Consider the following 15,331-nt stretch of genomic DNA (forward strand, 5'->3'; position numbering starts at 1 on the left):
CGCCGGAGAAGGTGCGCATTATAGGCCCTCAGAATCACACGTCAACGCTTGTTTTCGGATTTATGAAAACAAACTTCCCTCTGCTTATATAAGACAATTCGATGTAACGAGACGCGCCCGTCAGGAGCCTGTCCCGTCCAGGCATATGCCGGCCCGCCTTGCAGGCGTATTGCCATTACATCAAGACCCTGCCATAAAGCGGCATTCGCCATTAGCGCTATAAGGATGTACCTATGCGATTGCTGCGACGAGCCTTGCTTGGGCTGTTGCTGCTGGCCGTGCTGGCGGCCAGCGTCGGGTTGTATTTCGTGGCCTATCCGAACCTGCCGAGCTACGACGCGCCCGAGGGGTTTCGCTACCTCGACCAATGGAGCGAGGCAGACCGGCAGACCTACTACTACACGCCACAAGGCACACAGGTCAAAGGCCTGGAGTACGACTGGTTCCGCGCGCTGGAGCTTCCCTTTGGCCGCAACAAGTTCTCCACGCCCGAATACCTGGCGCGATTCGGCTTTCTGGTCGCTCCCGGGCAGCAGGCGAGCGCACTGAACCCCGGCAATCTGCCCGTTGGATTTGCCCGTCATGTCGATGACGAAACGGGTCGGGCCTATCTCGACGTAAGCTGCGCAGCCTGTCACACCGGTGAACTTCGTTATAAAGGGCAGGCCATCCGCATCGACGGCGGCGCCGCGATGCATTCGCTCGCCTCCACGGTGCCGACGCTCCGTGGCGGCTCTTTCGGCCAGGCTCTCGGCATGAGCATGGCGTTCACCTACTACAACCCCGTCAAATTCCGACGGTTTGCCCAGGAAGTTCTGGGCGAACGCTACGAGCAAGGACGGGAGTCGCTACGCAGGGACTTCAAGCAGGTCCTCGACCGGCTGCTCGGCACTGCTTATAACGATTGGCATCGCGGTCTGTACCCAACCGAGGAAGGATTCGGTCGCACCGATGCCTTTGGCCGTATCGCCAACAGCGTATTTGGCGATGCCATCGATCCCGCCAACTACCGTATCGCCAACGCACCGGTGAGTTATCCGCAGCTTTGGGATATCTGGAAATTCGACTGGGTGCAATGGAACGGCTCGGCGATGCAACCAATGGCGCGCAATATCGGAGAAGCGCTGGGGGTCGGCGCCACGTTGCATCTGCTTCAGGAAAATGGCCAGCCGGTGCCCGAGGCCGAACGCTATGGCGCCGGTGTTCGCGTACGCGATCTCCATACGTTGGAAACCACGCTCATGCGGCTGACGCCTCCGCGCTGGCCCGAAGAGGTACTTGGCAAGATCGATCTCGATCAGGCGAGCCTTGGCCGCGCGCTGTATGCAGAGAACTGCTCGCACTGCCACGACGCCGCGCCCAAGGCGATCGGCAAGCGTTTCGCCCCGAACCGCAATCCGGAGTGGCGCATGCAGGTGGTACCCACCTCCGTTGTCGGCACCGACCCAACCACCGCCGACAACATCGCCGACCATCGCTTCGATCTGACTCGCCTGGGCTGGACCCAGGCCGAGCTCGACCGGCTGAATGTGCGTCTGTTCGGCAAGTCGCCCGGCCCGCTGGACCTGAGCGAGATGTCCAGCGCCACGGGTCTGGCTTATATCACCGCCTACGTCCAAGACCGTGCCTACCGTGACGCGGGCATCGGCCCGGATGAGCGCGCCGAATTCGACGGTTTCGGCCTGCCAATCGGCGTGCAGGCCCTACGCGGCTACAAGGCGCGCCCACTCGACGGCATCTGGGCGACACCGCCTTATCTGCACAACGGATCGGTACCGACACTGTTCCAGCTGCTGTCACCCGTGGCCGAGCGACAGACGACCTTCTGGGTCGGCAACCGTGAATACGATCCCAAGCACGTGGGCCTTCGCACGGAACAGTTCAAGGGTGGTTTCCTGCTCGACGCCTCGATCATTGGCAACGGCAACCGTGGCCATGAATTTCGAGCCGGCTGCCGCGGCAACGGGGTGATCGGACGGGCACTGGAGCCGCACGAGCGGTGGGCACTGGTGGAATACCTCAAGGTCCTCGGCGATACGCGTTTCGAATCCCGGTTGGCAGATATAGAGCCTCACCCCTACAACCCGGGCCCTACCTGTCACTGACCTGCGCAAAAGGACTTCTGTATGCTCAAGACATTCTGGCTCTGGCTCGGCCGCTTTCTCGGTCGTTTGCTCATCGCCGTGTCCGCCTTAGCACTGGCTGCCTGGGGTGTCGGCGTACTGGTTTACCACTATCAGTACAGCGGACCTGTTTCCACCGAAGAAGTGATCGCCCCAACCGAGGCCGCCGACACCCAGGCGATCATCGAAAACGCAATCGCCGTTGTCGAGCAGCACAATGAAAACACCCGCGTGCTGCGCGACGCACATGCCAAGGCGCACGGGTGCGTCAAGGCAGAAGTAACGGTTCGTGATGACCTGGACGTGGCGCTGCGCCAGGGCGTGTTCAACGAGCCTGGCAAGACCTGGCACGCCTGGGTACGGCTTTCCAACGGCAATGCGTATCCGCAGTTCGATAGAATCAAGGACGCCCGGGGCATGGCCATCAAGCTGCTCGACGTGCCGGGGGAAAAGCTCACCCGCGATCCTCGCCATGCCCGCGAGCAGGACTTCGTGATGTTCAACCATCCCGTGTTCTTCGTGCGCGACGTGGCCGAATATCGGCGCAATTTCGCGGCGCAGGCCGAGGGAAAGAAAATCCTGGCCTTCTTTCCGGACGCCGACCCACGTAGCTGGGAATTGCGCCATCTGCTCATCGCGCTGGAAACCCTTGCGCCGGCACCGGAGAGCCCTGTTGCCACGACCTACAGTTCGGTGGCCCCGTACAAGCTGGGACCACACAATATCAAGTACCGCGTGATCCCGACGCCCGAGCAGTGCCCGGCTTATCAACTGCCGGAGCAGAACCGCGACCTGCCCAATTTCCTGCGCAGCGCGCTGTACCGCCAGTTATCGCTGGACCGCGCCCCGGCCTGCTTTCAGCTTCAAGTGCAGCGTCAGAATCCGGCCTACTACATGCCCATCGAAGACACCAGCATCGAATGGGACGAGTCGGTCTCGCCATTCGAAACGGTCGCGGACATTCGCCTGCCGGCCCAGGATTTCGACAGCCGCGGCCAAAACCTGGCTTGTGACAACCTGTCCTTCAACCCTTGGCATGCGCTGCCGGACCACCGCCCGGTAGGCGGCATCAACCGGCTGAGAAAATCGGTCTACGAGGCGATCAGCGCGTACCGAGCAGAGCGCAATGGCGCCGCTCAGTGAAGGCCCGCCTCCGGAGCACCAGCCAGGACCGACCCGATTCGGTCCACAGAGATCATGCCGCCGCAAGCGCCCGAGCCAGGCTTCGCCACAGCATGGCGGTCGAGGTCAGCACCAGGATGACCCCCATCACGATCCGCATCGGCAACGGTTGCCAGTAGCGGTGCAGCAGTTGTCCGGCAAGGTTGCCGGCGAGCGCTGGCAACACTAGAGACGCAGCCAGCGCCACGTGCTGATACCCGACAACGCCGAACAACCACAGCCCGAGCAGCGCGCAGCCGCTGCTCGCGACAAAGAACAGGATCGCCGTGCCTCGCAGATGCGCCGCGCTCAATCCGCTACGCAGCAGATAGAGAATCAGTGGAGGACCACCTGCCGATGCCATGGTCATCGCCAGCCCCGAGGCAAGCCCGGCGGTCAGGGCGCCCTTCGTACGGGGTCCGTCCGCAGGCGCCACGGATGGCCGATAGAGCACCATGAGACCACCTGCCAGGCACAGCAGGGCGATGATCGGTGCCATCCACTGGGCCGGCACCATCCGCAGCAGCCAGGCGCCCAGCGGCACGGCGATAAGCATCCCGATGATCAAGCGGCTACCGATCGCCACGTGAAAGCCGCGCAGGGCTGCAGGCCAGAGCGTAATCGAGCAAACCAGATCCAGCATCAACGCGACCGGCACCACCTGCCCCGGCGGGAGGCGCGTCAGCAACCCCAGCGCCAGCAGCATCGCGAAACCGAAGCCGCTATAGCCTCGCACCAACCCCGCGCCAAAAGCGATCCATACGAACATTCGGCGGCTCCACCGCGTAACGACCCGTCAACCTATGCTCGCAGCGGCCCATGCGACAGGGCCAGCTGGCTCCTGCCGGCAAGCCAGCCACCGTAGCGGTAGGACGTCAAAGGGAAGAGCGTGGCCCACCGACTCGCCGGCGCGTCACCAGGGTTGCGTTCCCACGCGGCGCATGGGAACGCTCGGAGCGGCCGACATGGCGGCCTGAAGTGGCTACTCGCCGATCTGCTTGCGCACGATCTTGCCGTTTTCCACCACGGCCATGGTAGTTGGCGTGATGAAGCCGCCATCCTCGGTGATGCCCTGGATCGAGTAGAGGTTGAACTTCGGATCCATCTGCTCGATGGCTTCGGCCATTTTTGCGCGGACCTGCTGCGGCTCGGTACTGCCGGCCAACTCCATGGCCTTGGCCATGGCATGGAAGGCCAGATAGTTATAGGCGGCCTCGGAACCCGGCACCTTGCCGTGGGCTTTCTGATAACGATCCACGAAGACCTTGGCAATCTCGCTGTCGTACTCCGAAAGCGGCACGACGCCGATGGAATCTTCAAGAAGATCCAGGCCGCCCGTCACCAAGGCAATCTCGTCCAGCTTGGCCTGGTCCATGACGATAAAGCCGCCCTGGAAGCCCATTTGACGCGCCTGCTGCATGACCAGACCGGTGGGCTCCGAGGCGCCGCCGACGAACATCACGTCCGGGTTCGACGCAATCACACGGCTCACGCCGGTGTAGAAATCAGTCGACTTGTTGTAGTCCATGGGATTGCTGGCGACGATCTCACCGCCCTTCTGCTCCCAGGCCTTGGTCATCATGTCTGTCCAGATCTTGGCGTACTCGTGAGTCGCGCCGGCGATGCCGAGTTTGTTGCCGTAATGCTTGAGCGCATAGTCGGAAAAGGCATCGACGTAGCCGGTGAACTCCGGCGGGATGCGCACGGTCATCGGATTGCCCTGCTGGGTCACCGAGGGAACGCTGGTATAAGCCATGAGCAGAAAGTCGTCTGCGACGTTGAAGTCCTGCAAGGCGAACACCCCGCCGGTATGCGGAACGAACACCGCCGCGGTTTTGGACTCCTTCACAAGACGCTTGGCATTGGTGGCTGCCTGGCTCGGCGAATACTTGTCGTCCAGGCTGATGAGATTGACCCTGTAGCGTTCGTCGCCCACCTTGATGCCGCCCGCCTCGTTCACGTCCTCGACCGCCATGCGCAGGCCCGACAAGGTGTTTTCCCCGTAGAGCGCGGCGCCGCCACTGAGCGGGCCGGTAAAACCGATGTTCAGGGTCTGCTCGGCGTGAGCGCCGCCGACCTGGGCCGCGGCCAGGGTCGCGAATGCCGCCATGCCAAGCGCTTTGAGCGTTTTCATTGTTGTTTTCTCCTGGGTTACGACTGAATCAGGCGCCGATGTAGGCCTTGCGCACGGCTTCGTTGCCGAGCATGGCCTGCTGGTCCCCCTCCATCACCAGGCTGCCACCTTCGATGACGTAGGCCCGGTGAGCGATTTTCAACGCCGCGAATGCATTCTGCTCGGCCAGCAACACGCTGGTGCCGGACTGATTGATGCGCGTGATCACCTCGAACATCTGATTGACCACCAGCGGCGCCAGGCCGAGCGAAGGCTCGTCGAGCATCAGCAGGCGCGGACGGCTCATCAGCGCCCGGCCGATCGCGACCATCTGTTGCTGGCCGCCACTCAGCGATCCCGCCGGCTGGTGTCGCTTGTCGTGAAGAATCGGAAACAGATCGAGCACTTCCTGCAGATTGCGCTTGTTGCCCTCGCCATCGCGCCGATGCAGATAGGCACCAAGCGCCAGGTTCTGCGAGACCGACATCTGCGGGAAGAGCTTGCGGCCCTCGGGGCAATGCACCACGCCGGCAGCCACCAGGCCGGAGGGCTTGAGCCCATCGATGCGCCGCCCTTCCAGCGTGATGCTGCCCGCGGTCGGCTTGAGTAGCCCGCTGATGGTATTGAACAACGTGGTCTTGCCCGCACCGTTGGCGCCGAGCAGCACCACCAGCTCGCCCGCCCCGACGCTCATCGAGACTTCGGTCAGGGCCTTGAAACTGCCGTAGCAGACGTCGACACGCTCAAGCTGCAGCATCGTAGTCGCTCCCCAGATAGGCTTCGATGACGGCCGGGTTCGCCTTGATCTCGGCGGGCGTGCCTTCGGCGATCTTCTCGCCATAGTTGAGCACCATGATCTTGTCTGCCAGCCCCATGATCATGTCCATCTTGTGCTCGATCAGGCACACGGTCAGCCCATGCTCGGCCATCTTGCGGATCAGTCGGGCAAGGCCCTCGGTCTCCTCCGGGTTCACCCCGGCTGCCGGCTCGTCGAGCAACACCAGCTTCGGCTCAGTGGCCAAGGCCAGGGCGAATGCCACGCGCTTGCGCTCTTCCTGGGAGATGTCCAGCACCACGCGGTGTTCCAGGTGCGCCAGCCCGACGAAGTCCAGCGCGGCGCGTGCCTTCTCGCGGCACTCGCGCTCTTCGCGCTGCAAGCGGCGGGAATTGATCAGCACGTCCCACAACCCGGAACGGGTGCGCAGGCGATGACCGACGATCAGGTTATCCAGCACCGTGGCCTGCTCGAACAGATGCGTGGTCTGAAAGGTGCGGCCGACACCGAGTCGCGCCACGTGGTCGCAACGCATCCGCGAAACATCGTGGCCGTCGATCAGAATGCGCCCCGATGTCGGCTTGTGCACACCTGAAATGAGGTTGAAGAACGTGCTCTTGCCAGCGCCATTCGGCCCGATGATGGCGTTGATCTTGCGCGCCTCGAACTCGACGCTGACGTCATGTACCGCCGCCAGCCCGCCAAACATCTTGGTCAGGTTTTCGACCTTAAGCATTGTTGTTCACCTCTTTGGCTGGGGTGACCTTGACGGCTGCACGCGGCTCCATGGCCCGTGCCGCCTCGGCGTCCTTGCGCAGCTTCCAACCGAGGAAAGTACCGATGACGCCGCGCGGCATGAAGATCACCAGCACCACGATCAGCGGGCCGAAGATGATCATTCGGTAGTCCTCGAGGAACTGCAGGGACTGCGTGATCCAGACGACGCCCACCGTGCCGGCCAGCGGACCGAACAAGGTCCCGAAACCGCCCACCAGCAAGTAGGTGATCATGTCGAAGGTGTGATTGGGGTTGGCTTCTTCCGGCCCGATGAAACGGATCATCGAGGCATAGAGCGCCCCGGCGACACCGGCATAGGTGGTCGACAGGACAAAGGCCAGGAGTTTGTTACGCATCAGATCGATGCCCAGGGACTGCGCCAGGGCGTCGCCGTTGCGGATCGCCATGAAGGTCCGGCCCAGTAGCGAGGATGCCAACCGGCCTGCGAACCAGATCGCCAACACCAGGAACACCAGCGCCAGATAGTAGAACGGCACCGTCTGGCTGAAGTCGACCAAGCCCAGGCCGTCCGGCGCCGCGATTCCGCGAATACCAATGGCACCGTGCGTCAGCTCTTCCCACTTATCGATCAGCAGGTAAATGATGAAGCCGACGCAGAGCGTGAAGATGGCGAAGAAATGCTCCTTCAGCCGCAGCGAGACCAGCCCCACCAACGCACCGATGGCCGCAGCCACCAAGGCGGCGGCGACGAAGGCGGGCCAGAAATTCCAGCCGTGATCGGCAGTCAGGATCGCCAGCGTGTACGCGCCGATGGCGAAGAAGCCGCCGTGGGCCAGGTTCAACTGGCCGCAATAACCGGTGATGATGTTCAGGCCGTAGACCGCAATCGCCCAGATGAAGGCGCTCGCCATCACGTACACCTGATACTCGCTCTTGGCGAACAGCGGGAAGGCCAGTGCGCAGGCCAGCAGGAACAGCTTGCTGCCGCGGCTGGTGAGCAGGGATGCTAAGCGATGCATCAGTGGGCCCCCTTGGCGAACAGTCCGGTGGGTCGGAAGGAGAGGATCACCACCAGCAGCGTGAAGGCGATGATGTCCTTGTAGTCGGAGGACAGGTAGAAGCCGCCAAAACTCTCGGCGAAGCCAAGAATCATCGCGCCGAGGATGGCCCCGGGAATGCTCCCCATCCCGCCGAGCACAATGATTACGAACGCTTTCATGATCACCAGGTGGCCCATCGCGGGATACACCAGGTTGATCGGCGCATAAAGCGTCGCGGCGAAGGCGGCCAGCATCCCGGAGATGGCGAACGTCAGCATCGCCACGCGGTTGGCGTCGATACCGACGAGAAACGCGCCCTCACGGCTCTGCGCCATGGCGATGATGGTCGAGCCGATCATGGTCTTTCGCAGGAACAGGTGCAGCGCCAGCATCAGCGTGAAGGCGCCGACGATGATCAGCAGGCGCTGCTCGGGAATGATCAAGCCGTCGAAGTTGAGGATGCCGCCATAGGGCGAGGCCATGCGCCGGAAATCCGACCCCCAGAGCATCTGCACCACCGCTTCGAGAAACAGCAGAATGCCGATCGCGGCGATCTTGTCGTGGATGGGAGGCGCATTGCGCAACGGATGGAACACCAGCCGTTCGGAAATCACCGCCAGCGCCGCCACCACCAGCCCGGACAACACCATGGCGACCCAATAGTGCAGCCCGATGTCGGTCATGAAGTAGTACGAAGCGAAAGCGCCGACCATATACAGCGCGCCATGCGCGAAGTTGGGGATGTGCAGAATGCCGTAGACGAGCGTCAGGCCCAGGGCAACCAGACCGTAGATGCTGCCCAGGGTCAGGCCGTTGAGCACTTGCTGAAACAATAGGTTCAAATGCGGCGCCTCCATGGATCTTGTTGTTATGGGTACCACCTCTGGCGGGCTGCACCGGCCACCGCGATAACGCTGCCCGGCGCTTGCCTGCAGCCGCTCAGGCAAAGCGTCGGCGGCTCGCGGGATTGACATTGGCATCGACCGACAGGCTCGTCAAACGAGCCGTTCAGAAGAGATAGAGGTCCATAAAGCAGAGTGATGCTGGCGCATGGCCATATCTGTGACCCATCGGTCGGCCTGCTAGAAGGGGTATCACGGTAAGCGTCTCGCGATGCGGTGCGACTTGAGCGAAGACACGGGTCGCGCAAATGCGCATGGCAGCGACGGCGACGGCGACGGCGACGGCGAGCGGAACGGTACCAGGCACGCCGACGCACCAACTTAAGCCATTTATTTCCCCAACCTGTACATCCGCACCATAAAGGTGCATGGCGCGCCGAGCGCGCTATACCACCGGGGTCCCGCTGGCCCTCGTCAGCGAGCCAACGAAGGCCAAGGCGCACCGCCATAGCGCAAAAGGCACGGGAATTGCTCGGTCAGGCTAACGATCCCGCGAAGCCCTTTGACCGATGACCGCAGCGCCTTCTGTTTTCACGCCGTATTGGCACGCCGAACTCCAGCTCGGCTACGCCCGGCTGGGCGACACGACGCGGCCGGTGCTGAGACGCCACAGCGGCCCGCTGCGCGTTCAAAAGCACTTGTATGCGGAAGGGCCTGCCGTGTGCCAGCACATCATCGTCCACCCGCCGGGAGGCATCGCGGGCGGCGACCACTTGAATATCGACGTCCAGGTCGGCAGCCAGGCCTGGGCTCAACTGACCAGTCCCGGAGCGGCCAAATGGTATCGCTCGACGGGCCCGGCCCATCAGACGTTGACCCTTCGAGTGGACGCCGGCGCCACGCTCGAATGGCTGCCACAGGAAACCATCGTATACGCCGCGGCGCAGGCACAACTCGACACCCGAATAACGCTGCAAGGCGACGCCCGGCTGTTCTACTGGGACATCATCGCGCTGGGTCGACCCGCAAGCGGCGAACGCTTCGATGCCGGCCACTTCCAGGCTCGTCTGGATATCACGCGCGACGGAGAGCTGCTCTGGCATGAGCGCCAGCGCGTGATCGGCGACGACGGCTTGCTCGACTCGCCGATCGGGCTCGATGGCCAACCGGTGTTCGCCACCCTGATCGTCAGCGGGGAGATCGACGCACCGCTGATGGAACGCTGCCGTGCGCTCGGCGGCCAGGTACGAGGCGACTTGACCCAACTGCCGGGGCTGGTGGTCGGCCGCTGCCTGGCCAGCGAAGCGCTACACGCCCGCGCCTGGCTGATCGACCTGTGGCGCCTGTTGCGCCCGGCGCTGCTGGGCCGCGAGGCAGTGCCGCCGCGAATCTGGAGCACCTGATACCCGGTGGGCAAGGCGTCGCCGCCTCCCCGCCCACGCAACGCACCCGCAGGTGGAAACCTGCACCCGTTTTCACCGGACATTGACTGATTCGGTGGGCAGGATCACAGCCCACCTCACGAATGGAGCACGCGATGGACCTCACCCCGAGAGAGAAGGACAAGCTGCTGATTTTCACCGCCGGCCTGGTAGCCGAGCGGCGGCTGGCGCGCGGCTTGACGCTCAACTACCCGGAAGCCATGGCCTATATCTCCGCCGCGCTGCTTGAAGGCGCCCGCGACGGCCAGACAGTTGCCGAGCTGATGCACTACGGCACCACGCTGCTCAGCCGCGAACAGGTCATGGAAGGCGTGCCGGAGATGATCCCCGAGATTCAGGTGGAAGCGACCTTCCCCGACGGCACCAAGCTGGTCACCGTGCATCAACCAATCCCGTGAAAAAGAGGTCAATGTCTGTTGCGGCCAATGCCGTGACGACCCAAACCGCTTGAAGGATTTTCACCGTGCAGATACGTGACGCCCAGGACGCCGATCTGGAAGGCATCCTGCAGATATACAACGATGCCGTGCAGAACAGCACGGCCATCTGGAACGACAATGTCGTCGACCTGGACAATCGCCGCGCCTGGCTGGCCGAACGGCACGCCCAGCACTACCCCGTGCTCGTGGCCATTGACGACCAGCAGCAGGTAGCCGGCTACGCCTCGTTCGGACCATGGCGCCCCCACGATGGGTTTCGCCATACCGTCGAAAACTCGGTCTACGTCGGCCCCGGCCATCGCGGCAGCGGCATCGGCCGCAGTTTGATGCAGGCGCTGATCAAACGCGCCCGGCAATTGGAAAGGCACGTGATGATCGCCTTCATCGAAAGCGAGAACCGCGCTTCGATTCACATGCATCAGCAGCTTGGCTTCATCCACGTCGGACAGATGCGCCAGGTTGGCTGCAAGTTCGGTCGCTGGCTGGACCTGACGATGATGCAACTGACCCTGAACAGGAAGTCCAACCCATGATTCCAGGTGAGTACCAGATCCAGAGCGGCGAGATCGAGCTCAACGCCGGTCGCCAGACGCTGACGCTCAAGGTCGCCAACAGTGGCGACCGGCCGATCCAGGTCGGCTCGCATTACCATTTTTTCGAAACCAACGACGCGCTCACCTTCGACCGCGCCGCCGCGCGCGGCATGCGCCTGAACATTCCGGCCGGGACCGCCGTGCGCTTCGAGCCGGGCCAGAGCCGCGACGTCGAGCTGGTCGAACTGGCCGGAGATCGCCGGGTGTTCGGCTTCGCCGGACGGGTGATGGGGGCGCTGTAGCACTGCGCCGTGACGATGCCCGACGCACCCATTGGCCCCTGCGACAGCAAGGCCACTGCCGATGGCCGAAAGATCACCCTGGAGGCGAATCCATTCGCCCATGTACTACCCCAGGTGCGCGTGGCGCCCTATAGGAACAGGAACAGGTCATGAAAATTTCCCGCCAAGCCTACGCCGACATGTTCGGCCCCACCGTCGGCGACAAGGTGCGCCTGGCCGATACCGAACTGTGGATCGAAGTCGAGAAAGACTTCACGACCTACGGCGAAGAAGTGAAGTTCGGCGGTGGCAAAGTGATCCGCGACGGCATGGGCCAGGGGCAGCTGTGCGCCGCTGACGTTGTCGATACGCTGATCACCAACGCCCTGATCCTCGACCACTGGGGCATCGTCAAGGCCGATGTGGGGCTCAAGGATGGTCGCATCGCGGCCATCGGCAAGGCGGGCAACCCGGACATTCAACCGGACGTGACCATCGCCGTTGGCGCCGCGACGGAAGTCATCGCCGGCGAAGGCATGATCCTCACCGCCGGTGGCATCGACTCGCACATCCATTTCATCTGCCCGCAGCAGATCGAAGAAGCCCTCATGAGCGGCGTCACCACCATGATCGGCGGCGGCACGGGCCCGGCCACGGGCACCAACGCCACGACGGTCACGCCCGGTCCCTGGCACATGGCGATGATGCTCAAGGCCGCCGAGGCCTTCCCGATGAACATCGGCTTCACCGGCAAGGGCAACGCTTCGCTGCCCGAGCCGCTGATCGAGCAGGTCAAGGCCGGCGCCATCGGCCTCAAGCTGCACGAAGACTGGGGCACCACCCCGGCCGCCATCGACAACTGCCTTTCGGTCGCCGACCAGTACGACGTACAGGTCGCGATCCACACCGACACCCTCAACGAGTCCGGCTTCGTCGAAACCACCCTCGGCGCGTTCAAGGGCCGCACCATTCACACCTATCACACCGAAGGCGCGGGCGGCGGCCATGCACCGGACATCATCAAGGCCTGTGGTTTTGCCAACGTACTGCCAAGTTCGACCAACCCGACCCGGCCCTTCACGCGCAATACCATCGACGAGCACCTGGACATGCTGATGGTCTGCCACCATCTCGACCCGAGCATTGCCGAAGACGTCGCCTTCGCCGAAAGCCGCATCCGCCGCGAAACCATTGCCGCCGAAGACATCCTCCACGACCTCGGCGCGTTCTCGATGATCAGTTCGGACAGTCAGGCCATGGGCCGTGTCGGGGAGGTCATCACCCGCACCTGGCAGACCGCGGACAAGATGAAGAAGCAGCGCGGCGCCTTGCCGGGCGATGGCGCTGGCAACGACAATTTCCGCGCCAAGCGCTACATCGCCAAATACACCATCAATCCGGCCATCACTCACGGCGTCAGCCATGAAGTCGGCTCGATCGAGGTCGGCAAATGGGCGGACCTGGTGCTCTGGCGCCCGGCCTTCTTCGGTGTGAAGCCGACGCTGATTCTCAAGGGCGGCGCCATCGCCGCGAGCCTGATGGGCGATGCCAACGCCTCGATCCCGACGCCTCAGCCCGTGCACTATCGACCGATGTTCGCCAGTTACGGTGGCTCGCTGCATGCCTCGAGTTTCACCTTCATCAGCCAGGCCGCCTTCGATGCCGGCGTGCCAGAGCAACTGGGGCTGAAAAAGAAAATCGGCGTGGTCAAGGGCTGCCGCTCGGTGCAGAAGAAAGACCTGATTCACAACGACTACACCCCGGACATCCAGGTCGACCCGCAGAACTATCAGGTCAGGGCCGATGGCCAACTGCTCTGGTGCGAACCCGCCGAGGTGTTGCCAATGGCGCAGCGCTATTTCCTGTTCTGACACCCGCCAGGCGGAGCGACTTTCACCTCGCGCCGCCGCGCCCAACCGCTGCGCAGAACCCATCCGGCGCCCTGCCGGACGAACCTCGAGGCAGGTTTCGACCCACTCGGCAGCGCCCCGGAATCAGGGCAACCCGCGCCAACAAAGGCCTACCGGCGCACCTGTCTGGGGCATAACGATTTTTTGTGTCATCGACCGGTGCATACCGCTACCTGACCGACGCCGTGCACACGCCGCTCGCCTCGCTGCTTTGTATACAAATTTCCATAGCAGGCCGCCCCGAGGGGGCTATGCTTTCGGGATGTCGAGGGCTGATCTGGCGTTGCGAATCGCCTCGGCCTGCATGGGCTCTGCGCCAATGCGGAACAAGAACTGCATACAAAAACCAGCAACAGTCTTGCACCGAGCGCCCTCCAATGAATAACGACGACTTCCAGATCAAGCAGATCGACCCCAGCCTCTACAATGCCGACCTCGCCCCGCTCGCCCCCGCCAAGCGGAAATGGGGCTGGTTCGAAATCTTCAATGTCTGGTCCAACGACATCCAGAGCCTGTTCGGCTACACGCTTGCCGCAACGCTGTTCATCAGCTACGGCCTCAATGGCTGGGCGGTACTCGCAGGGATCGTACTGGCAGGCTTCATCGTCATGGGCCTGGTGCAGCTGACCGGCAGACCCAGCGTCAAGTACGGCATCCCGTTCCCGGTCATGGCTCGCGCCAGCATGGGTGTGCGTGGCGCAAACTTCCCAGCGGTGGTACGAGGCGTCGTGGCGATTTTCTGGTACGGCGTGCAGACCTACTTTGCCTCGACCGCAGTAGCGCTGCTGATCCGCACGCTGGTCGGGCCCGGTTCGGAGGCTACGTTGCTGGGCCTGACGACCATCGACTGGATCGCCTATGTGCTCGTCTGCGTCTTCCAGGTCGCGTTGTTCGTGCGCGGTGTGGACTGGGTCACGCGCTTCCTCAATTGGGCCGGCCCGTTGGTCTATCTGGTAATGATCGCGATGATGATCGCCATCTGTTACCAGGCCGGGCCGGGCCTGGCCGGCGCCCTTGGCAGCATCTTCAGCGGCACGGGCAGCTATGCCGGTGGCCCAGTCGCCGCCTTCGCCGCCGTGGTCGGCACGATGGTCGCGTACTTCGCGGCGGTGGTGATCAACTTTGGAGACTTCGCACGCTTCGTGAAAAACGAGCGGCAGATGCGCATCGGCAATTTTCTCGGTCTGCCGGTGAGCCTGGCGGTTTTCTCGCTGATAGCCCTGGTTATCACCGCCGGCACCGTGGTGGTGTTCGGCGAGACGCTGACCAACCCCACCGATATCGTTTCGCGAATCGACAACGTCGGCCTCACGCTGATCGCCGCGATCACCTTCTTCGCCGCCACCGTCGGCATCAACCTGGTGGCCAACTTCATCCCGCCCGCCTATGACATCGCCAACCTGGCACCGGCGCACATCAGCGCGCGGACCGGCGGTTACATCACCGCCGCCATCGCGTTTTTCATCGGCGCGTTGTGGGTGTCGTTCATCAGCGCGGTCGGCATCGCGGCCTTCGTCGATACGCTGGGCGCGGTGCTGGCGCCGCTATACGGCATCATCGTGGCCGACTACTACCTGGTCCGCCGGCAACGGCTGGACGTGCAGCAACTCTTCTGCGCCACACCCGGCTCGACCTACTATTTCAACGCCGGCTGGAACCGCAAGGCGATCATCGCGTTTGGCATCAGTTCGGTATTCTCCGTCGCCTCGGTCTGGACGCCGGGACTGGAAAGCCTGTCGGGCTTCGCCTGGTTGCTTGGCGCACTGTTCGGAGCCGTCGTGCATTACCTGCTGATGCGCAAGCACAGCCTGCCGACGAGCACGACGCCGCCGCTCACGACCCAGCCCTGACGCGCTCAACGAACGGGCCGGCGAGCTGGTCGGCCCGATTCGGTTTGGTATTTACGCCATGATAAAGTGCGCACCCGACATGA

14 protein-coding genes are annotated in these 15,331 nt (G+C 63.1%); 8 read left to right on the plus strand and 6 right to left on the minus strand.

The window, feature by feature from the left end:
- Positions 1-233: 233 nt before the first annotated feature.
- Both GQA94_RS00315 and GQA94_RS00320 read left to right on the plus strand, forming a co-directional pair.
- Positions 234-2,105, plus strand: coding sequence for a di-heme-cytochrome C peroxidase (locus GQA94_RS00315; protein WP_158186179.1), 1,872 nt, complete (start codon positions 234-236; stop codon positions 2,103-2,105).
- 21 nt (positions 2,106-2,126) lie between these two features.
- Entirely contained in the window at positions 2,127-3,266 is a 1,140-nt protein-coding gene (locus tag GQA94_RS00320; RefSeq protein ID WP_158186180.1) for a catalase family protein, read from the plus strand.
- Between the two features lie 52 nt (positions 3,267-3,318).
- On the opposite strand, the gene GQA94_RS00325 is transcribed toward GQA94_RS00320, so the two are convergent.
- The 6 genes from GQA94_RS00325 to GQA94_RS00350 all read right to left on the minus strand — a co-directional run bounded on the left by GQA94_RS00325 (position 3,319) and on the right by GQA94_RS00350 (position 8,792).
- Complete coding sequence (locus GQA94_RS00325; RefSeq protein WP_158186181.1) at positions 3,319-4,053, minus strand: sulfite exporter TauE/SafE family protein; 735 nt, start codon at positions 4,051-4,053, stop codon at positions 3,319-3,321.
- Between the two features lie 213 nt (positions 4,054-4,266).
- Positions 4,267-5,418, minus strand: coding sequence for an ABC transporter substrate-binding protein (locus GQA94_RS00330; protein WP_158186182.1), 1,152 nt, complete (start codon positions 5,416-5,418; stop codon positions 4,267-4,269).
- A gap of 28 nt (positions 5,419-5,446) precedes the next feature.
- A complete protein-coding gene (locus GQA94_RS00335) occupies positions 5,447-6,154 on the minus strand; it encodes an ABC transporter ATP-binding protein (RefSeq protein ID WP_158186183.1) in 708 nt (235 codons plus the stop codon).
- Entirely contained in the window at positions 6,141-6,908 is a 768-nt protein-coding gene (locus GQA94_RS00340; protein ID WP_158186184.1) for an ABC transporter ATP-binding protein, read from the minus strand. Before GQA94_RS00340 ends, GQA94_RS00335 begins: the two co-directional genes overlap by 14 nt.
- A complete protein-coding gene (locus GQA94_RS00345) occupies positions 6,901-7,929 on the minus strand; it encodes a branched-chain amino acid ABC transporter permease (protein ID WP_158186185.1) in 1,029 nt (342 codons plus the stop codon). The genes GQA94_RS00340 and GQA94_RS00345 overlap by 8 nt, the downstream gene beginning before the upstream one ends.
- Positions 7,929-8,792, minus strand: coding sequence for a branched-chain amino acid ABC transporter permease (locus GQA94_RS00350; protein ID WP_158186186.1), 864 nt, complete (start codon positions 8,790-8,792; stop codon positions 7,929-7,931). The genes GQA94_RS00345 and GQA94_RS00350 overlap by 1 nt, the downstream gene beginning before the upstream one ends.
- Before the next feature lie 569 nt (positions 8,793-9,361).
- On the opposite strand from GQA94_RS00350, the gene GQA94_RS00355 reads away from it, so the two are divergent.
- The 6 genes from GQA94_RS00355 to GQA94_RS00380 all read left to right on the plus strand — a co-directional run bounded on the left by GQA94_RS00355 (position 9,362) and on the right by GQA94_RS00380 (position 15,248).
- Entirely contained in the window at positions 9,362-10,195 is an 834-nt protein-coding gene (locus GQA94_RS00355) for an urease accessory protein UreD (protein ID WP_158186187.1), read from the plus strand.
- A 134-nt stretch (positions 10,196-10,329) separates the two neighbouring features.
- The gene (ureA, locus tag GQA94_RS00360) at positions 10,330-10,632 is read left to right on the plus strand and encodes an urease subunit gamma (protein ID WP_158186188.1); all 303 of its coding nucleotides are present in this window, start codon (positions 10,330-10,332) and stop codon (positions 10,630-10,632) included.
- 65 nt (positions 10,633-10,697) lie between these two features.
- The gene (locus tag GQA94_RS00365; protein ID WP_158186189.1) at positions 10,698-11,207 is read left to right on the plus strand and encodes a GNAT family N-acetyltransferase; all 510 of its coding nucleotides are present in this window, start codon (positions 10,698-10,700) and stop codon (positions 11,205-11,207) included.
- A complete protein-coding gene (locus GQA94_RS00370; RefSeq protein WP_158186190.1) occupies positions 11,204-11,509 on the plus strand; it encodes an urease subunit beta in 306 nt (101 codons plus the stop codon). The genes GQA94_RS00365 and GQA94_RS00370 overlap by 4 nt, the downstream gene beginning before the upstream one ends.
- A 149-nt stretch (positions 11,510-11,658) precedes the next feature.
- Entirely contained in the window at positions 11,659-13,359 is a 1,701-nt protein-coding gene (gene ureC, locus GQA94_RS00375; RefSeq protein WP_158186191.1) for an urease subunit alpha, read from the plus strand.
- 416 nt (positions 13,360-13,775) lie between these two features.
- On the plus strand, positions 13,776-15,248 hold the full coding sequence (locus GQA94_RS00380) for an NCS1 family nucleobase:cation symporter-1 (RefSeq protein WP_158186192.1): 1,473 nt from the start codon (positions 13,776-13,778) through the stop codon (positions 15,246-15,248).
- Positions 15,249-15,331 lie beyond the last annotated feature (83 nt).

It is taken from the genome of Stutzerimonas stutzeri (genome assembly GCF_009789555.1).
GTDB classification, from domain to species: domain Bacteria; phylum Pseudomonadota; class Gammaproteobacteria; order Pseudomonadales; family Pseudomonadaceae; genus Stutzerimonas; species Stutzerimonas stutzeri_R.